The organism is Streptomyces sp. NPDC057694 (genome assembly GCF_042799415.1).
Classification (GTDB): domain Bacteria; phylum Actinomycetota; class Actinomycetes; order Streptomycetales; family Streptomycetaceae; genus Streptomyces.
Map to the genome: position 1 here is coordinate 53994 of NZ_JBHVIX010000025.1, position 21946 is coordinate 75939.

At 71.4% G+C, this 21946-nt stretch carries 19 protein-coding genes; 8 read left to right on the forward strand and 11 right to left on the reverse strand.

The window, feature by feature from the left end; translation table 11 throughout:
• Positions 1-83: 83 nt before the first annotated feature.
• A complete protein-coding gene (locus tag ACFVDP_RS35735; RefSeq protein ID WP_383499001.1) occupies positions 84-3188 on the reverse strand; it encodes an alpha-N-acetylglucosaminidase in 3105 nt (1034 codons plus the stop codon).
• A 131-nt stretch (positions 3189-3319) separates the two neighbouring features.
• Here ACFVDP_RS35735 and ACFVDP_RS35740 point away from each other — a divergent pair, with 131 nt between their 5' ends.
• On the forward strand, positions 3320-3769 hold the full coding sequence (locus tag ACFVDP_RS35740; RefSeq protein ID WP_383499004.1) for a hypothetical protein: 450 nt from the start codon (positions 3320-3322) through the stop codon (positions 3767-3769).
• A gap of 33 nt (positions 3770-3802) precedes the next feature.
• Here ACFVDP_RS35740 and ACFVDP_RS35745 read toward each other — a convergent pair whose 3' ends face one another.
• The 6 genes from ACFVDP_RS35745 to ACFVDP_RS35770 form a co-directional block, all read right to left on the reverse strand.
• Complete coding sequence (locus ACFVDP_RS35745) at positions 3803-5266, reverse strand: DUF1996 domain-containing protein (RefSeq protein WP_383499007.1); 1464 nt, start codon at positions 5264-5266, stop codon at positions 3803-3805.
• 429 nt (positions 5267-5695) lie between these two features.
• Complete coding sequence (locus tag ACFVDP_RS35750) at positions 5696-6346, reverse strand: LuxR C-terminal-related transcriptional regulator (RefSeq protein ID WP_383499010.1); 651 nt, start codon at positions 6344-6346, stop codon at positions 5696-5698.
• The gene (locus ACFVDP_RS35755) at positions 6331-7605 is read right to left on the reverse strand and encodes a sensor domain-containing protein (protein ID WP_383499013.1); all 1275 of its coding nucleotides are present in this window, start codon (positions 7603-7605) and stop codon (positions 6331-6333) included. Before ACFVDP_RS35755 ends, ACFVDP_RS35750 begins: the two co-directional genes overlap by 16 nt.
• Positions 7606-7736: 131 nt before the next feature.
• Positions 7737-8294 carry a winged helix-turn-helix domain-containing protein gene (locus ACFVDP_RS35760; protein WP_383499016.1) on the reverse strand — a complete coding sequence of 186 codons (558 nt, stop codon included), beginning with the start codon at positions 8292-8294 and terminating at the stop codon, positions 7737-7739.
• A 314-nt stretch (positions 8295-8608) separates the two neighbouring features.
• Positions 8609-9649: a glutamine synthetase gene (gene glnII / locus ACFVDP_RS35765; protein ID WP_383499019.1), complete on the reverse strand. Its 1041-nt coding sequence runs from the start codon at positions 9647-9649 to the stop codon at positions 8609-8611.
• 159 nt (positions 9650-9808) lie between these two features.
• Complete coding sequence (locus ACFVDP_RS35770) at positions 9809-10171, reverse strand: arsenate reductase family protein (RefSeq protein WP_383499022.1); 363 nt, start codon at positions 10169-10171, stop codon at positions 9809-9811.
• A gap of 126 nt (positions 10172-10297) precedes the next feature.
• Here ACFVDP_RS35770 and ACFVDP_RS35775 point away from each other — a divergent pair, with 126 nt between their 5' ends.
• Positions 10298-10576, forward strand: a complete 279-nt coding sequence (locus ACFVDP_RS35775) for a hypothetical protein (protein ID WP_383499025.1) — start codon at positions 10298-10300, stop codon at positions 10574-10576.
• Positions 10577-11080: 504 nt separating this feature from the next.
• Here the strand turns inward: ACFVDP_RS35775 and ACFVDP_RS35780 are convergent.
• On the reverse strand, positions 11081-12283 hold the full coding sequence (locus ACFVDP_RS35780) for a winged helix DNA-binding domain-containing protein (RefSeq protein WP_383499028.1): 1203 nt from the start codon (positions 12281-12283) through the stop codon (positions 11081-11083).
• 117 nt (positions 12284-12400) lie between these two features.
• On the opposite strand from ACFVDP_RS35780, the gene ACFVDP_RS35785 reads away from it, so the two are divergent.
• From ACFVDP_RS35785 to ACFVDP_RS35810, 6 genes are read left to right on the forward strand one after another with little or no spacing between them, the layout of a single operon-like run.
• Positions 12401-12925 (forward strand): hypothetical protein, encoded by a 525-nt coding sequence (locus ACFVDP_RS35785; RefSeq protein WP_383499031.1) that lies wholly within the window; start codon positions 12401-12403, stop codon positions 12923-12925.
• Positions 12926-12943: 18 nt separating this feature from the next.
• Positions 12944-14290: a DUF2252 domain-containing protein gene (locus ACFVDP_RS35790; protein ID WP_383499034.1), complete on the forward strand. Its 1347-nt coding sequence runs from the start codon at positions 12944-12946 to the stop codon at positions 14288-14290.
• A gap of 40 nt (positions 14291-14330) precedes the next feature.
• Positions 14331-14924, forward strand: a complete 594-nt coding sequence (locus ACFVDP_RS35795) for a chemotaxis protein CheB (protein ID WP_383499037.1) — start codon at positions 14331-14333, stop codon at positions 14922-14924.
• A gap of 19 nt (positions 14925-14943) precedes the next feature.
• The gene (locus ACFVDP_RS35800; protein WP_383499040.1) at positions 14944-16830 is read left to right on the forward strand and encodes a CheR family methyltransferase; all 1887 of its coding nucleotides are present in this window, start codon (positions 14944-14946) and stop codon (positions 16828-16830) included.
• A gap of 4 nt (positions 16831-16834) precedes the next feature.
• A complete protein-coding gene (locus ACFVDP_RS35805) occupies positions 16835-17683 on the forward strand; it encodes a GAF and ANTAR domain-containing protein (RefSeq protein ID WP_383499043.1) in 849 nt (282 codons plus the stop codon).
• A gap of 14 nt (positions 17684-17697) precedes the next feature.
• Positions 17698-18423, forward strand: coding sequence for a GAF and ANTAR domain-containing protein (locus ACFVDP_RS35810; RefSeq protein WP_383499046.1), 726 nt, complete (start codon positions 17698-17700; stop codon positions 18421-18423).
• A 55-nt stretch (positions 18424-18478) separates the two neighbouring features.
• Here ACFVDP_RS35810 and ACFVDP_RS35815 read toward each other — a convergent pair whose 3' ends face one another.
• From ACFVDP_RS35815 to ACFVDP_RS35825, 3 genes are all read right to left on the reverse strand, one after another.
• Positions 18479-19027, reverse strand: a complete 549-nt coding sequence (locus ACFVDP_RS35815; RefSeq protein WP_383499048.1) for a DUF1269 domain-containing protein — start codon at positions 19025-19027, stop codon at positions 18479-18481.
• A gap of 70 nt (positions 19028-19097) precedes the next feature.
• A complete protein-coding gene (locus ACFVDP_RS35820; RefSeq protein WP_383499051.1) occupies positions 19098-20585 on the reverse strand; it encodes an MFS transporter in 1488 nt (495 codons plus the stop codon).
• A gap of 114 nt (positions 20586-20699) precedes the next feature.
• Positions 20700-21878, reverse strand: coding sequence for an epoxide hydrolase (locus tag ACFVDP_RS35825; protein WP_383499054.1), 1179 nt, complete (start codon positions 21876-21878; stop codon positions 20700-20702).
• Positions 21879-21946 lie beyond the last annotated feature (68 nt).

Genomic DNA, 21946 nt, shown 5'->3' on the forward strand with positions numbered 1-21946 from the left:
GCACGTTCAGCTGAACGAGCGAATCGTGCGATGGTCACAGGGCCCCGCGCCCCACCGCCCCCACCCCGGCGGCCGGTCGGCCGCTACGTCAGCCGCCAGCCGCTGAACTCCACCGTGCCGCGCGCCCCGTTCCCCCCGTTCGTCGCGCTCATGAACAGGCCCACGTCCTGGGCCGCGGCCGCCCCCGGCGCGGCCGCCGTGGCCACGGTCCGCCAGGTGTCGCCGCCGTCGGTCGAGCACGCCCCCGTGACGGAGCCCCCGGAGCGGGTCAGCCGGAGCAGCACCGGGGCCTTGATGCCCGTAATGCGCTTGTACGTGTCCAGCGTGCCGTCCCCGTTCGTGTCGTAGGAGAGGACGACACCGTTCGACGGCGTGACCGACAGATTGACGAAGCCCGCCGATCCGGGTGTGGCCAGCGAGTTGCGCACGATGATGCCGGCCCGCGCCCACGCGCCAGTCACGTCCTGGCTGTCGACGCGGAGCACCACCGACGTGCCGTCCACGAAGGCGCCCGGCCGGTACACCGTGCCGAACTCCGTCGTGCCCTTCCACAGGTCGGCGCCGCCGCCGTCGATGGCGAACGCGTCCCCCAACTGCCCGCAGATCGCACCGTTGTTGGAGTACGTCTTCCAGCCCGCGTCGAGCGGCCCCGCCTCGAACAGGGTGCCCTTGTGGACGTACGTGATCCGCGCTTCGCCCGCGGGCCCGTAGGCGACGTCGACCTCGTACGGCAGCGGGCGCAGCGGCTTGTCGAGCGGGGCGGCGGGCGCGGTCGCCTGCCAGGCCACCGTGCCCGTGCCCGCCGGGGCGACGCTCCTGAGGCTGGTCGCGCCCTCCGGGTCGGCGTCGATGCCCTTCAGGGTGAAGTCGACGCGGCCCGTGGCGCGCAGCCCGTTGACGTTGTGGAAGGTGGCGGCCACCCGCGCGTGCCCGTTCGGCGGGAACGCGGGCGGCTCCGCCGTGACCGTCACGGAGCCCTGGTAGGGGGCGGCCGCCAGCACGTCACGGACCCGCGCCGCCGTCCGGTAGGCGTCGCCGTACGGCCGCAGCGGATAGTCCTTCGTCTCGCGCGTCCACGGCTCCTCGAACGCGAACCAGTCCACCGCCACCGGCTCGCGCCCCGCCGCCAGCGCGTCCTGGAGCTCGTCGAGCCACTTCTGCCAGCGCGGCAGGTAGAAGTCGGCCGTCAGGCCGTGCAGTTCGCGGTTCGCGTACTCGTGCAGATTGCCGGGGTCGGAGGTGGCCCGGTCGCCCCACACGGTGATGAGCACCTTGGCGCAGCGCTCGAACTCGGCGCGCTCCGCCGCGTTCGTCGCCAGGGTGCGGGCGTCCTGGATCCACGGGCCGAGCAGGAACGCCGGATGGGTGCCCGTCACGTCGTCGGACAGCCGCATCAGCTTGAGCCACAGCGAGGCGAGCGCCTTGAAGGTCGCCCGGTCCTTCGCCGCGTACGCCGCCTTCAGCTGCGGCAGGAGCTGCCGGCTGCGGTGCGCGAGGGCCTGGCGGGCGATGTCCACGAGGTCGTACTTGTAGGCGGAACTGCGCCGCAGGCCGGGAGCCACGCCCAACAGGCCGGTGAGCGCCGCGTCGAAGCGGGACGGGTCGTAGGTCAGGGCGCGCGGCGCGTAGTAGGCGGCCCGGTCGGCGGACAGGTCGGGACGGGCGGCGAACAGCGAGTCGTGCGGATCGGAGCGCTCCACCGCCTTGTGCTGGTACGCCGTGTCGTGCAGCGCCTGCCAGGCGGCGCGCGCGTCCTTGTCCCGGCCGCCGTACCGGAAGTCGGCGTACCCGGCGAACCAGCGCGCCCGGTCGAGACTGTCCGTCCACGCCAGTTCGGACCACAGCTCGAAGGCGGCCGGATCGCGGTCCGTGCCCTCGGGCATGTACGCCGTGCCCGCGAGCGCGCTGCCGGCCTTGTCGCGCCAGGCGAAGAATTTCTCCTGCCAGATGTGCGCGCGGGCCCCGATCGTGGTGCGGCCGCCGAAGTTCGGGATGGTGCCGAACGCGTACGGGGTGCCCGCCCAGTCCTTCTCGCGGTCGGTGACCGACGTGTACCGGTCCGAGACGCCGTCCACGATCAGCATCTTCTTCTTGTCGACGGCGTCGATCAGCGCGGGCAGCGGGTTCGCCTCCCAGCCGAGGATCACCCAGGTCGCGCCCGGCCGGTGCGCGCGCAGCGCCGTCTCCACCCCGCGCGCCGCGTCCGGCACCGGCACGTCGCCCGCGCTGCCGCCCTCGTGCAGCAGGTCCATCTTGAACGCGTCGATGTCGCCGAACAGGTCCTTCTGGTGCCCGTAGAACGACGCGGCGACCGCTCCGAACGACTCGGTGCGCGGGTCGAGCCAGTCGGGCCGCTGGAAGCCGTGCCAGGTGCCCTGCGGCACGACGTGCGCGTCCCCGCCGTTGCGTTCCACGAAGCCCGCCGGTACGTGCCCGTAGTAGCCGGGCATGACCGGGCTCATGCCCAGCTCACGCAGCCGGTCGACGATCTTCCGGCCCAGCGCGGCCCGCTCGGCGATCAGTTCGGGGGAGAGCGGGCCGCCGTACCCGTACAGGTTCTGGAGCAGCCACCACGGCTGGTGCGAGGGGGCGGGCAGCCAGGCCCGCGACTCCTCGTCGCTGTAGCCGAAGTCCTTCAGGACGCGGTGGTAGACGGCCTCCATGCCGGCGATGACCAGCACCTCGTTGCAGCCGTGCAGCGCGAGGATGTCCAGCTCGCGCTCCCAGTACGACCAGCCGGCGAACGGCGCCGTGTAGCCGTCGTTGGTGTCGTTCAGCGCGAAACGGTGCGGCAGCGACGACGACCGCTCCAGCGGCCGGGACGGTGCGGGCAGCCGGGCGGGCAGGTCCAGCTGGCTGCCGTTCCACGCGATCTGCGCCCCGCACGTGTACTTCAGATACCAGTGGACCCCGGCGAGCAGCACCGCCGGAGTCGTCCCGTACACCTCGATGCGGCCCCGTGTCCCGGACACCCGGAAACGGTCCGCGCCACCCTGCGCGGCGACCAGTGTGAGCCTGAACTGGTCCGCGTGATGCGGCAGTTGCCGTTTGAGCGCGGCGAGCGCCGCAGACGTATCAAGGGCCTGAGCGGCATGTGCGGCCGGTGCGCCCGGACCCACCCCGAGGGCCGAGCCGATACCGATGGCACCTGCCGTGCCGATCACCGTGCGTCTCGTTGGCGCGGACATACCTGGTACCCCCCTGTGCGTCACGGATGGTGCGGCGCACGCTAACCGGGTGCACGTCCGTGCTCAACGGTGCGAACGGAGCTGGCGGGAACACAACGGACCGCCGGTCACGTACCGGACAGGAGAGCGCAATGAGGAAGCTGCTGGTGGCAGGGGTTCTACTGGTCGCGGCCGCGGCCGGATGCACCACGGACGGAGCCCACGGCGACACCCCGAAGATCCCCCGAACGGCCACCGGGACACTGGAACAGATCGCCCACCGGGCGGGCTGCGACCCCCAGGTGCAGACCGACGCCGCCGAACTGCGCCAGGCCACCTGCGGCACCGGCACCGGCCGCTACGTTCTCGCCACCTTCGCCACCGACCGCGGCCAGGCGGAGTGGCTGGATGTGGCCGACGACTACGGCGGCGACTATCTCGTGGGCGCCAAATGGATCGCGGTCGGCCCGGACCCGGTCGTGACGAAGCTGCGCGGCCGGCTCGGCGGGACCGTGGAGCGGAACTCCTCGCACCACTCGGGGAGTAGCGGTGGTGGGGGTCACGAGGAGTCGCCCGATTCCGGGCTCACGGGTCACCACTGAGTCGGCCGCGCAGCAGCCGGGAGGGGCGGCCGGTCAGTTACACCGGTCGCCCCGGTTGATGCAGTTCGTCGCCCGCTGCATCAGCTGGTCGGAGAAGACGTTGATGAAGTCGTCGTGGTCCGTGATCGGCTTGTGCAGCTGCTCGGGGAAGCCGTCGACCGCGAAGGGTTTCGTCACCTGGCCGTTCGCGATCTTCGGCGCCTGCACGTCGTAGACCAGCCGCATGGTCAGCTGCGGGATCGCCTTGAAGCCCGCCGGGCAGTTGCCCTGGGCGTCGGCGAACGCCACATGGGTGCGGTGATTGGCACTGTCGGTGTTCTGGCCGTCCCAGCAGCTCTGGAACTTGAAGCTGCGCACCACCTGGCTGCCACGCGGGCAGATCGGGTACTTGTCCGTCAGCTGCCGGTTCTCGAAGCCGGTGCAGCTCCAGTGGGCGTTGGCGTTCGCGGTGCCGTTGGTGAACGCCTTGGCGTCGCCGGTGATGATGCGCAGGAACTTCGGCATCGCGACCACCTTGGAGCGCGGGCTGCCGACGAACTTGATGCTCGCCGTCCGCGCCTGGAGGATCTTGCCGATGTTGCCCTCCTTGCCGCCGCCGTCCTGGTTCGCGTCGGCCTCCTGCGTGCCGTCCTGCACGCGCAGCACCGGCCAGTAGTACGTCGACTTGTCGCCCTGGTTGCGACAGCTCGTGGCGGCGCCCGCGAAGGTGTCGTTGCTCGCGAAGGCGTTGTTGCTCTGGTTGCCGACGTAGTCGTGCATGTGGTGCGCGCCGTTGGTGACACCCGGGGCGACGATCACGTTGTCGCTGTTGCGCAGCTTGTTGGCGTTGGTGCCGCACGCGGTGGTGAAGGTGCCCGTCGACGCGCCGCGGCCGCCCTGGGCCTGCTGGACGTTCGGCCGGACCTTGGTGATGTCCTGGAAGTCGGCCGCCACCGGGCCGCCGGTGGCGGCGCCCTGCTGCGGCGGCGCCGATGCCGCGGGCGGTGCGGAGGCCGGCGGCGCGGAGGCGGGCGGCGCAGAGGCGGGCGGTGCGGACGGGGCGGGGGAGTCGCCGCCGTTGTCGTCCGTGGCGCGCTGGGTGCACTGCGCCATCCCGCCGAGCCCCTGCGGCGCGCTGCCGCCCGAGCGCCGGATGTCCTGCCCGATGCGGTCGAGGGCGGCGCCGCGCTTGGACTTCAGCGGGCCCAGGACACTGTTCTGCACCCAGCCGGGGTCCTGGGCGGCGGCGTCCCGGTTCTGGGCGAGGCGCTGAAAGGCCTGGGTGATCTGGGTGTCCATGGCGGCCAGTTCACCGTCCACCCGGCCCCGCGCGCTGTCCGGTACGTCGGGCAGCGCGGTGCCGACGTCCGGGCAGTCGATGGTGGTCGTCTTCGCTACGACGCCGCTGCCGCTCTGCTGTCCGGTGTCCGCGGAGTTCTCTTCGTGGGCCTGCGCGTACACATTCACCGCGACCAGCCCACCTCCGCCCAGGAGCAGTGCGGCCGACGCGATGGTCATGCGCGTCGCCAGCGATGAGCGCCTTTTCCGTGAGGTGCGTCCCATGGGGCTACGTACGCAACGGGGTACGGCCGTGTTCAACCCCGCCCCATTTTTTACTCTGGCCCGCCTTGGGCGGCCTATCGGCCGCCGCCCCGCCGCCTTGGGCTGCCGCCCGGCCCCGCCGCCGCTTCGGGCGGCCTGTCGGCCGGCTGCCGCCGCCTTGGGCAATCTGCCGCCTAGGGCGGCAGGGTGGGCAAGGCGGCACCCCGGAGCGGGGCTAGCGCCTAATGGGCGGCCAGTTCAGCGCCGTTCGCGGGTGAACGCCCGGTGGGGCTTCTCGCGCAGTTCCCCGCGCCCCTATCGGGGCTGGTAGTAGCCCGCACTCATAGTGCCCCTGGCGGGGCTGGTAGTAGCCCGTACTCACAGTGCACCTGGCGGGGCCGTTGCTTACGGGGCTCGGTCCAAGTAGGCCAGGACGGCGAGGACCCGGCGGTTGTCGTCGTCCGAGACCGCGAGGCCCAGCTTCGCGAAGATGTTGGAGGTGTGCTTCGCGATCGCCCGCTCGGTGACGACGAGCTGAGCCGCGATCGCCGCGTTCGACCGCCCCTGGGCCATGTGCTCCAGCACCTCAAGCTCCCGCGGAGTGAGCCCACCGAGCGGCTCCTGAACCGCCCGCCGCGCGAGCAACTGCTGAATCACCTGCGGGTCCATCGCGGTACCGCCGGAGGCGACCCGCCGCACCGCGTCGACGAACTGCTCCGCGTCGAACACCCGGTCCTTCAGCAGATACCCCACCCCGCCGTTCCCGTCCGCCAACAGCTCGCGCGCGTACAACTGCTCCACGTGCTGGGACAGCACGAGCACCGGAAGGCCGGGCCGCGCCCGTCGCGCGGCCAGCGCGCACTGCAACCCCTCGTCGGTGTGCGAGGGCGGCAGCCGGACATCGACGACGGCGACGTCCGGCGCCAACTCCGCCAGTGCTCTGGTGAGTTCGGGTCCGCTCTCCACGGCGGCCGCGATCTCGAAGTCGTAGGCCTCAAGCATCCGCACGAGCCCGTCCCGCAGCAGGAACAGGTCTTCGGCTAGGACAACACGCAAGGGATCTCCATGGTCACCATGGTCGGACCGCCCGCGGGAGAGCTGACGGCGAGGACACCGTCGAATGTAGCGAGCCTGCGCTCCACCCCGCCGAGCCCACCGCCTTCCCGGAGCACGGCGCCACCCCTGCCGTTGTCGGTGACGGCGATCCGGAGATGGCCGTCGGCGTGGCTGATGTCGACCCATATGCGGTCCGCGTCCGCATGCTTCACCGCGTTCGTCAGAGCCTCGCTGATCGCGAAGTACGCGGCCGACTCCACCGGCGCCTCGGCCCGCCCGGCCTGATCGGCCTGCTCGATCTCCACCTCCACGGCTATGGGCAGCCGCAGCGCCAACGCCTTCACGGCATCGCCGAGTCCGCGCTCGGCGAGCACCGGCGGATGGATGCCGCGGACCAGGTCGCGCAGCTCACTGAGCGCGTCCGTCGACGACTGCCGGGCCTGCGCGAGCAGCGCCTTCGCCCGCGCCGGATCCTTCTCGATCAGGGCCTCGATCGTGCCCAGATCCATGCCCATGGCGACGAGCCTGGCCTGCGCCCCGTCGTGCAGATCGCGCTCGATGCGGCGCAGCTCGGCCGCCGAGGTGTCCACGGCGTCGCGCCGCGTCTCGGTCAACACCCGGACGCGGTCCGCGAGTTCACCGTCCGCCGGGACCAGCACGGACCGCGTCAGGAGGAAGTGCACCTTCAGCAGGGCGGGAGCGGTGTAGAGCCCGGTGGCGAGGAGCGCCGTCGCCAGCACGGCGGCGAGCAGCGCGGACCCCTCACCGCTGATCGGCACGAACCCGTACCACCAGCCGACCCGCGATCCGTCGGTGAAGACCCGCCACAGGCCGGCCGCGAGCGCGTACCCCTCGACCGGGTAGAGGACCAGCGCCGCGGGCAGCAGCGCCGTGACGAACCCGGCCGTCATGTCGACGGGCAGCCACCGCAGGTCCCGCCAGGTCGCCGGATCGCCGAGCATCAGCCGGCACCGCTCGACCTGGCCGACGGGCCCGCCGCGCAAGTCCTCGGGGAACGGCCGGTACGTCGCCGGAATGCGCACCCCGCACCACTCGGCTGCGACCAGCCTGCGCCAGTTCGCCCAGTGCCGGACGAGGGTCAGTATCCAGGGAGTGGTGAAGGCCCCGATCCCCACCACGATGAGGACGACCGACACGAGGGACAGCACGAACAACACGATCGACCCGGCGAGCCCCACCGCGGCGAGCACCAGCCCCCGCACCCCCGCCGTGGCGGCACTCCGCACCCGCGCACCCATCCCGTACCCCGTCCCGTTCCGCCGTCGCTGTCCTCACAGTGTGGCTGCCACGGCGGTCCGGAACAGTGGTACGGGCACCCGTCCCGAGGTGTAGCCAGCACTACCCCCGGGAGGGTGAGGGCGGTCGGGGGTCAGCGGCCGGCGGGCGGCGCGTACTTGTAGCCGACCCTGCGCACCGTCTGGATCACCTTGCGGTGCTCGGCGCCCAGCTTGCGGCGCAGCCGGGCGACGTGCACGTCCACCGTGCGGCCGTCGCCGACATGCCCGTAGCCCCACACCGTGGTGACCAGCTGGTCGCGCGAGTGCACCCTGTGCGGATGCGCGACGAGATGCGCGAGCAGCTCGAATTCCAGGTAGGTCAGATCGAGTTGACGTCCTTCGACGCTCGCGGTGCGCTCCGCGCCGTCGATGCCGATGAGGCCGTCACCGGCCGCCCGGACCGGCTCCGCGACGGCCGGCTGGGGCGGCAGCAGCGGCTGCTGGTCGGCCGGTACGAGCACCAGGTAGCCGATCATCGGCGGGTTGCCCGGCAGGGTCGGCAGGGTGTGCGGCGGCGCGGGCAGCAGCGTGGCGCCCGGCGGCAGGAAGTCGGAGACGTCGACCAGCCGGTCGACCTCGTCGCTGCCGACGGCGCGCAATCGGGTACGGGCGGGAGAGGGAGCAACGGAGAGAGAGCGGGCGTGAGCCATGAGTGGCCAACCTTCGCGCGAGAAGCCGTCTGGGAGAGGACGTACGTCATGCGCGCGGACCGAAGGCCGTAACTCTCGCAGAGGGAGAGACGGCTTTAGAGGGCCTGCGCGTTCACACGCGGCAACACACCCGGTCGAAGTCGTGGTGCTGGCGGGAAGGCCAGAACGGCTCGAGGTCGTGACGACGACCCCGCGCGCTGAGGTTCTGGAAGCTGGCCATACCCGTATTGAAGCAGATGGAGTACGCAAAGGAGAGGGCGCCCGCACAAGATGCGGACGCCCTCGTCGCCTTCATGGCCGAAATCAGCCGCTGCTCAGACCTGGCCCGCCTTCTCCAGCGCGGAGCAGCAGGTGTCGACGAGCAGCCGCGTCACGACGTAGGGGTCGACGTTGGCGTTCGGACGACGGTCCTCGATGTAGCCCTTGCCGTCCTTCTCCACCTGCCACGGGATACGCACCGAGGCGCCGCGGTTCGAGACGCCGTACGAGTACTCGTTCCACGGAGCGGTCTCGTGCAGGCCGGTCAGCCGGTCGTCGATGCCGGCGCCGTAGTGCTTGACGTGGTCGAGCGGCTTGGAGCCCTCGCCGAGCGACTCGCACGCGGTGATGATCGCGTCGTAACCCTCGCGCATCGCCTTCGTGGAGAAGTTGGTGTGCGCGCCCGCGCCGTTCCAGTCGCCCTTGACCGGCTTCGGGTCGAGGGTCGCGGAGACCTTGAAGTCCTCGGCGGTGCGGTAGAGCAGCCAGCGGGCCACCCACAGCTGGTCGGAGACCTCCAGCGGGGCGAGCGGGCCGACCTGGAACTCCCACTGGCCGGGCATGACCTCGGCGTTGATGCCGGAGATGCCGAGGCCCGCCTTGAGGCAGTTGTCGAGGTGCGCCTCGACGACGTCACGGCCGTGGATCTCGTCGGTGCCGACGCCGCAGTAGTAGCCGCCCTGCGCGGCGGGGAAGCCGCCGACCGGGAAGCCGAGCGGGCGGTCGCCCTCGAAGAAGGTGTACTCCTGCTCGATGCCGAAGATCGGCTCCTGCGCGCCGAACTCCGCCTCGACCTCGGCCAGCGCCGCGCGGGTGTTCGACTCGTGCGGGGTCATGTCGATGTTCAGGACCTCGCACATGACGAGCACGTCGTCGCCGCCGCGGATCGGGTCCGGGTACACGGCGACCGGCTTGAGCACGCGGTCCGAGGCGTGACCCTCGGCCTGGTTCGTGGAGGACCCGTCGAAGCCCCAGATGGGCAGCGCGTCCAGGCTCCCCGCGGATGCCGCCGAGCCGGCGATTATCTTCGTCTTCGAACGAAGCTTGGCCGTCGGCTCGGTGCCGTCGATCCAGATGTACTCAGCCTTGAACGTCACGGGCTACATCCTTAGGAAGCGGGTCTCTTTCTGGCCGGAAGCATGTCAACGGGCGATTTCCCGTCCGTTGCCCGTTCGTGAACCCCGTGTTACTGGGGTCGCGCGGGGCGGCGCATGCCCGGTGATCTCGTATGCGATGACCCGCGACCCGTGAGTTACCTAGCCGCGTCCCAGCGCGTCCCGCACCGCTTCCTCGCTGCGGGCCACCACCGCGGTGCCGTCGTCGGCGGTGATGATCGGGCGCTGGATCAGCTTCGGGTGCGCGGCGAGCGCCTCGATCCAGCGGTCCCGGCCGGCCGCGTCCCGCGTCCAATCCTTGAGGCCCAGCTCCTTCGCGGCGGGCTCCTGGGTGCGGGTGATGTCCCACGGTTCGAGCCCGAGCCGGTCGAGCACGGCGCGGATCTCGTCGGGCGCGGGGACGTCCTCCAGGTACCGGCGCACCGTGTAGTCGGCGCCCTCCGCGTCGAGCAGGGTGAGCGCGCTGCGGCACTTCGAGCAGGCCGGGTTGATCCAGATCTCCATGGGGCCAACGGTACGCGAGGGACACCGTCAACTAGGGCTTGGCCAGCGGCTTTTGTCAGTGGTGGGCAGTAGAATAGAAGCAGTGTTCGAGAGCTTCGGGGGCTCTTGAAAATGCGCGACAGGAGGATGCCTGTGCCCGCTGCCGCACCCATGCTGATCGATCTTCCGTACTCACCGATGGCGAAGAAGGCGCTGCCCGCGGGGCAGCCCCGCGACTGGTACATCACGCACAACCGTCGCCTCAAGGCCATGCGCCTGGCGATCGCCCTGCTCGACTCCGGCGTCTACCTTCCTCAGCAGGCCCACAACCGAAGGATCCGTGCCACGGCCGAGCTTGTCGGCATCCATCCGCCGTCCGACACGACGTGTCACATGGTGCGGGCGCTGATGCGCTACAGCCGCTGACCTTTGCGGGTCCGCCCCGCCGGTTCCGGTGCCCTTTCTCGGGCGCCCGGACCCGGCGGGGCTTCTCGCGCTTGCGCTCCGCGCTCCTGGGTCGTCGTTCGTCCCCGGCCCGGTGGGGGCTGGTCGCGCAGTTCCCCGCGCCCCTGAGATGCGCACTTCGTGCGCCATCTCATCAGAGAGGTGCGCCCCCGCCCTTTAGGAGAGGCGCGTGCCGCCCTCCAGGAGGGGCGCGCCATCCGCCCCCATCGGAGGCGCGCGAAGCGCAGCCTCAAGGGGAGGCGGCGCGGAGCGCCTGCCTCAGGGGCGCGGGGAACTGCGCGAGAAGCGGCCACCGGCCGGTACCTGGCCGACAACCGGGAAGAGCAGCGCGAAGCGCACGCTCCAGGGGCGCGGGGAACTGCGCGAGAAGCGGCCACCGGCCGTCAGTCGGCAACGGACCCAGGGGCGCGGGGAACTGCGCGACCAGCCCCCACCGGAGCCGCGCCCGACCGCCGGACCCCGCAATCACCCCGCGAGCTCCCGCTCCAGAGGTGTCCGGAAACGCGGAGTCACCCGTACTCCGCCCAGCCACGCAGTGAGCCGTGAGGCCTCCGCCGTGATCGCCCGCGCAGCGACAGCGCCACCGGACTCGTCCAGCAACCGCCACACCACCTCACCCCCACCCCGCTGCCCCCAGCCCCCGACGACCCGCCCGTTCCACCACACCGTCGGCCCGATGTTCCCGCTCCCGTCAAAGAGCGCGGAGCGCACCCCGGGCGGGCAGTACCAGTCGCGCTCCTGCCACCCCATGGCCGTCGGATCGAGCCCGGGAAGCAGCGCCGCCCAGGGCTCGGGTGCACCGTCCGGCGCGGCCAGCCGATCGGCGAGGACGTACCCGGTACCGCCGCCGTCCAGGGACACCACCACCGCCCCCACCGCGGCCAGCGCCCTGCGCACATCCGTCACCTTCCACCCCGTCCACCACTTCAGATCCGCCTCGGTGGCGGGCCCGCACACCGCCAGCCAGCGCCGCAGCAGCTCCGACTGGGCCTCGGCGACCGGGAGTTCGGGATGCGGCGGCGCGACCGCCCAGCGGAACTGCGTCGAGGTCCAGGACCCGAGCGGCCGCCCCCGCACCACCCGGCCCTCGACCCCGAGCACCCGCATCAGCCGCGACGAGACGGTGTGCGGCGCCTCGTAACTCTTGCCCCGGCCGTACGTGAAAGCCTCCTTCAACCGCGGCTCGTCGGAGGTGAGTTCGACGGCCGTGGCCTCCCCGCGCCGCTCCAGAGCCGCCAGCGCCGACGCCTCCACCTCCGCCAGCCACTCCGGGGTCAGCCGCCCGTCGCTGCCGCTCACCATGTCCTTGAGCAGCCCGGCCCGGGCCTTCGCCGCGACCGCGAGCCCCGTCGAGGCGTGCACCGTCGCGGCCAGCTCGGCCGGGAACGTGAACACGGTGTGCCGCATCCCGTGCATCCGCACCAGCGACCGCTCCTCGTACAGCGCCGCCTCCACCGCGGCGACCGTCGCGGAGGCGTCGGCGAGCCGCGCCCCGACCGCGAGATACACCGTCGCCGGGTCCGTGCCGTGCAGCGCCACCAGGGACCGCGCCACCTCCAGCGGCGTCGCCGCCCGGGCGTCGGGGGAGAGGCGGTGCGCGCGGGCCAGTCGGACCCGCCGTTCCTCGTCGCCGATGTGCCGGGCCGGCGCAGCCGTCGTAGGACTCATGGCGCACATCCTTCCGCAGCTGCCACCCGTTTGCCGTACTGGGCATGCGGCCCCGCTACAGGCAACCGTTGACTGGGATCGACCAGGAGGAGTAGGGGTCGAGCGGAGGTGTTCGGGATGACGGACAGGCGAAGCGGTATACGGGCCGGGGCACGGAACGGGGTACGGGCGGGCGCACGGGCGGCGGGCGCGGCGGCCGCCGTGCTGGCGCTGACCCTCGCCGCGGCCGGCTGCTCCGACAGCGACACCAGCCCCTCCGACGCGGCGTCGAAGGCCGCGTCCGCGGCCTCCTCGGCCGTCTCCCGGGGCTCCGACGCGGTCGCCTCCGCGACGGCCGAGGCGGGCAAGAAGCTCGACGAGATCAAGGGCGGCGTCGACGCCAAGGGCGACGTGAAGCTCGGCGACGTCTCGACGGACGGCGACCGTGCCACGGTCCCGGTGACCGTCGACAACGGTCAGTCGGACACCAAGTCGTACGCGGTCCAGGTCGCGTTCCGCGACAAGGGCGGCAATCTGCTCGACACCGTCGTGGTCACCGTGAACGACGTCGGGGCCGACGCCTCGAAGAAGGCCACGGCCCGCTCCAACCGCTCCCTCGACGGCGACGTCACCGCCGACGTGACCCGCGCGCTGCGCCACTGAACGGCGGGGCGCGCACGCATGAGCAGCCCCGACGAACGCGCCGCCCACGGCAGAAGCGCCCGCAAACGCGCCCCCCGCTCCTCGCACGGCCCCTGGATCCCGGCCGCCGACCGCCTCGACCCCGTCGTGGTCCTGGAACGCCAGGGCGCCGACCGGCTCGCCGACCTGCTGCCCATCCGGTACGGGCGGATGGCGGCGAGCCCGTTCGCGTTCCTGCGGGGCGCCGCCGCCGTGATGGCCGGCGATCTCGCGGCCGGCGGGCACACCGGCCTCACCGTCCAGCTCTGCGGCGACGCCCACCTGCTGAACTTCGGCCTGTTCGCGTCCCCCGAGCGCGCGCTGCTCTTCGACCTGAACGACTTCGACGAGACCTGCCCCGGTCCCTTCGAGTGGGACGTCAAACGGCTCGCCGCCTCGGTCGCCGTCGCCGCCCGCGAAAACGGCCACGGCGACAAGCAGGCCCACCAGGCCGCCCGGGCGGGCGTGACCGCGTACCGCACCACCATGCGGCGGCTGGCCTCGCTCGGTGAACTGGCCGTCTGGTACGAGCGCATCGACGCCCACGACCTGCTGCCCCTGGTCCGCTCGGCCCGCCAGCGGGCGCGCGCCGAGCACACCCTCGCGCAGGCCACCCGGCGCACCAGCCTGCACGCCCTCGCCAAGCTCACGGAGACCACCCCCGACGGCCGCCGCCGCATCCGCCACGACCCGCCGCTGCTCGAACCGGCGGGCGTCTCCGACGCCGCCGCGATCCGCAAGATGTTCGGCGACTACCGCTCCACGCTCGCCGAGGAGCGCCGCCGCCTCCTCGACCGCTACCGCTTCGTGGACGCCGCCCGCAAAGTCGTCGGCGTCGGCAGCGTCGGCACCCGCTGCTTCGTCGTGCTCCTCGCCGGACGCGACGCCGACGACCCGCTCTTCCTCCAGATCAAGGAGGCGACGCGCTCGGTCATCGAGGAGTACGTGACCCAGCCCGGCGCCACCCTCCACCCCGGCCACCGCGTCGTCTCCGGACAGCGCCTCATCCAGGCCGCCGGCGACATCTTCCTCGGCTGGATGACGGGCCCGCAGGGCCGCGCCTTCTACTGGCGGCAACTGCGCGACATGAAGGGCTCGGCGGACGTCGCCGGCATGCCCCCGGACGAACTCCTCGCCTACGCCCGCCTGTGCGGCACCGCCCTCGGCCGGGCCCACGCCCGCTCCGGCGACCGCATCGCCATCGCCGCCTATCTGGGCGGCGCGGACACCTTCGACCGCGCCGTCGCCTCCTTCGCCCTGCGCTACGCCGATCAGACCGAGCGCGACCACACCGCCCTGCGCCGGGCCATCGCCGACGGCGTCCTGACCGCGAACCCGGGCATGTGACAGCTGCATGGGGCAGGGCTTCGGCGATACTCTCGATGATGTGCCGCAGTCTGACCAACGCACCACCGAAAGCTTCGAGGTCGTCGCCGTCGCCACCTCGGCCGGCGGCATCCACGCCCTGACCGAGCTGCTCGGCGGCCTGGACGCCGACTTCCCGCTCCCCGTCCTCGTCGTCCAGCACCTGGACCCCCGGCACCGCACGGTCCTCGCCGGGATCCTGGACCGCCGCACGACACTCGACGTCAAACTCGCCGAGCAGGACGAGACGGCCCGCCCCGGAACCGTCTACATCGCGCCACCCGACCGCCACCTCCTGGTCGGCGCCGACGGCACCCTCTCCCTCTCCCAGAGCGAACTCGTCCACTTCCTGCGCCCCTCCGCCGACCTGCTCTTCGAGTCCGTCGCCGGGACCTACGGCGCGCGGGCCGTCGCCGTCGTCCTGACCGGCACCGGGAACGACGGCGCGATGGGCGTGGACGCCGTGAAGTCACGGGGCGGTACCGTGATCGCCCAGGACCCGCAGACGGCGGAATTCAGGGGCATGCCGGAGGCGGCAATGGGTACGGGGGCGGTGGACTTCGTGCTACCTCTGGAGGAGATCCCCGCGGTCATCCGCGGACTCGTCGACAGGTGAAGGCAGTAGGTAGAGGACGATGAGCGAGGCGCCGCGCGACGCGGAGACGGACGAGGAGCTCGAGGAGCTGCTCGGCTTCCTGCGGGACGCCCGTGGTTTCGATTTCACCGGATACAAGCGCTCGTCCCTGGGCCGCCGGATCCGCAAGCGGATGGCCGACGTCGGCATCGACTCGTACGCGGACTACCGCGACCAGCTGGAGACGAACGCCGATGAATTCGGCGCCCTGTTCAACACCATCCTCATCAACGTCACGTCGATCTTCCGTGACACCGACGCCTGGACCTTCCTCGAACGCGAGGTGGTGCCCGAGCTGCTCTCCTCGCTCGGCCCCGAGGACGAGATCCGGGTGTGGAGCGCGGGCTGTTCCAGCGGTGAGGAGGCGTACTCGCTGGCGATCATGTTCGCGGAGGCCCTCGGCATCGAGGAGGCCCTCAACCGGGTGAAGATCTACGGCACCGACGTCGACGACGAGGCGCTGCGCGACGCCCGCTCCGGCCTCTACCCCGCCAGGACCCTGGAGCCGCTCGCTTCCGAACTGCGCGAGAAGTACTTCGAGCAGAACGGCTCGCAGTACAGCTTCCGCTCCGACCTGCGCCGCCGGGTCATCTTCGGCCGTCACGACATCACCCGCGACGCCCCGATCTCCCGGCTCGACCTGCTGGTGTGCCGCAACACGCTGATGTACTTCAACGTGGAGGCGCAGACCCAGATCATCGACCGGTTCCACTTCGCGCTGCGCGAGAACGCCTTCCTGTTCCTCGGCAAGGCCGAGATGCTGCTCAACGACGCGGACCGGTTCGACGTCGTCAGCATGCGCCAGCGCATCTTCCGCCGTCACCCCGGTAACGCCACCACGCCCTACCAGCCCGCCCCGCTGAAGCTGCGCGCCGGCAGCTCCGGTGAACTGCAGACCGTGGCGCGCAACCGGCAGCTGCGCGACCTGATCCTCGACGCCTCACCCGGCGCCGCCCTCGCCGTCGACGCCGAGGGCATGGTCGTCCTCATCAACAACCACGCCCGCGTCCAGTTCGGCCTGACCTCCAACGACATCGGCCGGCCCTTCCAAGACCTGGAGATCTCCTACCGCCCGGTCGAACTGCGCTCGCTGATCGACCAGGCCACCCACGAGCGCCGCACCCTGCGGGTCAACGGGGCGGAGCGCAGGGTCGGCGAGGACGTCCAGTACTTCGACATCCTGGTCCAGCCGCTGGTCGGCGGCGGCGGACTGCCCGCCGCCACCAACATCACGTTCACCGACGTCACCGTCGCCACCCAGCTCAAGGCCGAGGTCAAGCGCGTACGCGAGGACCTGGAGACCGCCTACGAGGAACTCCAGTCGACCAACGAGGAGTTGGAGACGACGAACGAGGAACTCCAGTCCTCGATCGAGGAGTTGGAGACGACCAACGAAGAACTCCAGTCGACGAACGAGGAGTTGGAGACCACCAACGAGGAACTCCAGTCCGGGAACGAGGAACTGGAGACCATGAACGAGGAGATGCGGATCCGCAGCGAGGAGCTGGACGAGGCCCGCGCCTTCCTGGAGGGCGTCCTCACCTCCATCGCGGCCGCCGTCGTCGTCCTCGACAAGGACCTCAACGTCAAGAGCTGGAACCGGGGCGCCGCCGACCTGTGGGGCCTGCGCCAGGACGAGGTGCTCGACGAGCCGTTCTTCAGACTGGAGTTCGGGCTCCCCACGCAGGACCTGCGCGCCGTGGTGGAGGAGTGCGTCAAGACCCGCAAGCGCGGCGCTCCCGTGGATGTCGCAGCCGTCAACCGCGTGGGCCGCAGCATGAGTTGCGTCGTCCAGTGCAGTCCGTTCGACGGCCATCGCGGGGGTGTCGTCCTGCTGATGGAAGAGGGCCATAGCCCGAGTACGGACGAGCGCGAAGGCGTACGCTGAGCGGATGGACCTCAAGGGCGACCTGCCCGCGGAGGCCGCACTGGCCTGGAGCCGCGCGATCCGCGCGCGCGAGCGTGCCGAGCGCGCCTTCCGGCTCGCGGAGCGCTACGAGTCCCTGTCGGGGAGCGCCGCCGATCACACGTTCCGGCGGCTCGCCGCGCTCCATCGCGGCACCGCCATCCGCCACCAGGTCGCCGCGGACCTCCTGGAGGCCCACGCCCGCCGGGCCACTCAGTGGGTCCGCGGCGGTGGGCCGCCGCCCCTGTTCATGACCGGGGTCGCCGAGGCGTGCGGCACGCGGAGCGTCGCCGTGACCCTCGTCGACGACGGCCGCAGGCAGGTCGCGACCGCGTCGTCCGACGAACCCTCCAGCAAGGCACAGGACTTGGAGTACGTCCTGGGGGAGGGGCCGGTGCAGGAGGCGGTGCGCCGCCGCGCGCCGGTCGAGGCGTCCGGTTCCGTGCTGAGCGGCCGCTGGCCCGGCTACGGCCCGGCCGTCGCCGCGCTCGGCATCGCGCAGGTGGTGGCCGTGCCGCTGGAGGTGCCCGGTGACTGCATAGGCGCTCTCACGGTCTTCGACCCGCACCCGAGAGTCGCGTCCACGGCTCTTTTCAGCCGGGTCGCCGACGCGCTGACGCGCAGCGTGTTGCTCGGCAAGGATGCGGTACCCGGCCTGTTCGGCGGCATCGACTACCGGGCGGTGGTGCACCAGGCCGCCGGAGTGGTCGCCGTCCAGCTCGACTGCCGTGTCGACGATGCACTGGAACTGGTCAAAGCACGGGCGTTCGCCGATGGCCGCCCCATTGGTGAGGTCGCGACCGATATCGTCAACCGGCAACTCAAACTCGGCTGAGGAGGGTTTGTACCGTGGCGCTGCATGAGCAGGAACTCGCAACGATCTTCGCCCACTTGACGGGCGAGGCGGCCCGCGACCCGCTCGACACGCAGACCCTCCTGACCGCCCTGGTGGAGGGCGGCAGCAGGCTGTTCGGCGCCGGGGGCGCGAGCGTGCACTACCTCGCCGCCACCGGCGGAACCGTACAGACGGAGGGCACCGCCGTCGCGCTGCGCGGTTTGGAGGAAGACGCCACCGGCTGGCAGGAGGGTCCCGGCCACGACGCGCGCACCACCGGCTGCGCCCTCATCGACGTGGACGTGACCACCGCGCCCACACGCGTGCGCTGGCCGCGCTGGACCGCACGCGTCACGGCACTGGGCCACGGGCGGGTCACCGCGCTGCCGCTGCCCGCCAAAGGGGGCCCGACCGGCGCACTCGTGCTGTTCGACGCCCGGGGGCGGCGCCTCGACGAGCGGGCCCTGACGCTGGCCCGGCTCTTCGCCGAGGCCGCCGCGCACACCCTCTCGCTCCAGCGCGAGGTGACCGAAAGCCGTGTGCTGGCGGGCCAGTTGGAGCACGCGCTGTCCAGCAGGGTCGTCGTGGAACAGGCCAAGGGCATCGTCTCGGCCCGCTACGACATCCCGCTGGACGAGGCCTTCGAGCGGTTACGCCGGTACGCGCGCTCCCATCAGCGGAAAGTGGCGGACGTCGCCCGCCAGATCACCGAGGGCCCGAACGAACTGCCCTTCCGGTGACCGCTTTCCGGTGAACTCCTTCAGGTGACCGTCTTCCGGTGGCTGCCTGTCATCGTCAGGGCGCGGCGGTCTGAGCCTGAGCCGTCTCCTGAGCCGTCGTGTGCTGGGCCTTCTGGTGGGCGGCCTGCGCCATCTCGCGCAGCGCCTCTTCTTCCTCGGTGCTCAGCGACGTCTGCACCAACTGCCCGCCGAACACCGCGAGTTCCGGGACGACCTTGTCCCTGGCGGCCTGCTTCACCAGCGCGAACACGGCGGCGGCACCCGGCCGCAGGTTCTCGCCGAGTTCCTTCATGAACCCGTCGTTGATCCCGGTGTCCGTCACGGCCCCACCGGCGGCGCCGGCCGCGGCGCCCACGGCCGCGCCCAGGAACGGCACGAGGAACAGCATCCCGATGACGCCGCCCCACAGCGCGCCGCCCGCGGCCCCGGTCGCCGTGTGGTTCACGGCCTGATGCAGCTTGATCTTCCCGTCGCTCTCCCGCCGCTCGACCACGACGATGTCCTCCAGCTCGACGAGGTGCTCCCGGGTCATCGAAAGCACCTTGTCGCGGACCTGGTTGGCGGTGGCGAGGTCGTTGTACGCGACGACGAACAGATTGCTCATGGGGCACTCCTCCGAGGCTGCTTCAGCGTGTGCGACGTGCCCGAGTTTAGGGCGTTTGTCTACTTTTCGCCTACCGGGATTCGGGGCGGCCGCGCAGGAAGAGGGCCGCGAGGGCGACGCCGAGCAGAACCAGGGCGGCGTTGACGGCGATGGCGACGGTGACGCCGTGGTGGATGGCGGACGCGGTGGCCGCGCCGGCGGTCGACGCGGTGACGACGGCGGACATGACCGGCGTGCCCATGGTGATGCCGACCTGCTGGGACATGGACGCGAGGCCCGTGGCCAGGCCTTGTTCGGCGTCCGGGAGTCCGCTGGTGGCGGTGACCATGAAGCCGACGATGACGAGCATGTTGCCGATGCCGCCGAAGAAGGTGGCGGGCAGCAGCAGGGCGAGGGAGGCCTCCGTCGTCGTACCGAGGAAGAGCAGGGCCGCGGTGAACACCGTCTGGACGACACCGCCGGCGACCAGCGCGGTCAGCGTCGACGTCCGCGCGATCACCCTCGGCGCGGCCAGCCCGCCGACGACGGTGCCGATGCCCAGGACGCCGAAGGAGATCCCGGCCGCGAGCGGGGAGAAGCCGAGGGTCTTCTGGAGGTACAGGGTGAGCAGGTAGACGAGGGAGGTCTCGGTGACGAAGGCGAGCAGCCCCAGTACGTTGCCCCAGGCCACGGTGCGGCGGCCGAGGGTGCGCAGCGGCACGAGCGGCTCGGCGACCTTCCGCTCGACCAGGAAGAACGCGGCCAGGAACACCACGCCGGCGCCGAGCCCCACCAGCGCGCGGGGGTGCGTCCAGCCGTACTCGCCCGCCTGCGTCAGCCCGTAGACGAGACCGAGCAGGCCGAGGGTGACGGTGAGCGCGCCGGGCAGGTCCAGGCCGGGCCGGATGGCGGGCCTGGACTCCTTGATGACGGTCGGGGCGATCAGGACGACGGCGAGCGCGACGGGCACGTTGATGAAGAACGCCCAGCGCCAGGAGAACAGGTCGGTCAGTACGCCGCCGAGGATGGCGCCGGTGGTGAACCCGGCCGACATCAGCGCGCCGTTGATCCCGAGCGCCTTCTGCCGCAGCGGCCCCTCGGCGAACGACGTCGTCAGCAGCGACAGCCCCGCCGGAGTGGCGGCGGCCGTCGCGAGCCCCTGGGCGACGCGGGCGACGAGCAGCACCTCGGGGCTGCCCGCGAGGCCGCCGACCAGCGAGGAGAGCCCGAGCAGGGCCAGGCTCCCGATGAAGATCCTCTTCCGGCCGACCAGGTCGCCGATGCGGCCGAAGAAGAGGGTGAACCCGGCGGCGGAGAGCGCGAACGCCGTGGCGATCCACTGGAGGTTGGCGAGCGAGAACCCGAGCCCGTCGCCGATCGCGGGCAGCGCCACGTTCAGGATCGAGAAGTCGACGGCCAGCATGAACTGCGCGACGAGGAGCACCGCGAGGGTCAACTTCAGGCGGGGGGTGAGGTGTTGGGGTGCGGTGTCGGTCGTGGGTGCGGGTGCGGGTGTGGTCGTGGCGGGGGACGGGGTGGCGGGCGCGGTGGACTGCGCCGCGCTCTTGGTTGCGGACATGTCACTCCCTGATGAGAACCTAATGGGCCTCTGGTTCCGTTACGACCACGAACGTAGCATGGCGATCGCGGTAAGGGAACTGTGGTTCCGATAGGGAGGTCCTGTTGGTTCTGTTCACCGGTGGGCGGCCGCCAGTACCGCCGCGAGGCCCTCGCGCAGATCCCTGACGAAGTACCCGGGAACCTCCAGCGACGGGAAATGCCCTCCGACCTCGGGCGTCTCCCATCGCACGATGTTCCGGTACCGCTCCTGCGCCCAGGGGCGCGGGCACTTCTCGACGTCGCGGGGGTACATGGTGAGTGCTGACGGGACGTCGACCCGGAGTTCGGGGTCCAGCGAGTTGTGGCTCTCGTAGTAGATGCGGGCCGCCGAGGCGCCGGTCCGCGTCAGCCAGTACAGGGTGACGTCGTCGAGGACACGGTCGCGCGAGATCCTCTCGAACGGGCTGTCCTCGGTGTCCGACCACTCGGCGAACTTGTCGAGGATCCAGGCGAGAAGCCCGACCGGTGAGTCGACGAGCGAGTAGCCGATGGTCTGCGGCCGGGTCGCCTGCTGCTTCGCGTACGCCGCGCGGTGGCGCCAGAAATCGCGGGTCTCCTCGGCCCACTCGCGCTCGACCGCCGTCAGCCCGTCCGTCGTCAGTCCGGGCGGCCCCTCCGCGAACGTGGTGTGGATGCCGAGGACGTGCGCCGGGAACCTGCCGCCGAGGACCGTGGTGATGTTGCCGCCCCAGTCGCCGCCGTGGGCAAGGAACTTGTCGTAGTCGAGCCTTCCCATCAGTTCCACCCAGGCGGCCGCGATCTTCTCCGTTCCCCACCCGGTGGTGGCCGGCCGGTTGCTGTAGCCGAAGCCGGGCAGCGACGGGACCACGACATGGAACGCGGGCGCGTCCGCGTCCTCCGGATCCGCCAGCTCGTCCACCACGTCGATGAACCGGGCGACGCTGTCCGGCCAGCCGTGCGTCAGGAGCAGGGGAGTGGCGTCCGCGCGCGGGGACCGGCGGTGCAGGAAGTGGATTCCCAGACCGTCGATGGTCGTACGGAACTGGCCGATCCGATTAAGGCGCTCCTCGAACGACCGCCAGTCGTACCCGGTGCGCCAGTGGTCCACGAGATCGACGAGGTCGGCGAGTGGAACGCCCTGCTGCCAGCGGCCGGGGCCGCGCGCGGCACGGTGCGCTGTCGTCTCGGCCTCCGGCAGCCGTGCCGCGGCCAGCCGCGCGCGCAGATCGTCGAGGTCGGCGTCGCTCGCGTGGGCTTCAAATGCGTGTACGTCGCTGCTCGGACGGGACATGAGACCTCCTGGCCATCGCGGAACCGGCTAAGACGGTTCTAACAGCTCTTGGAGGAGGGCGGCAACCG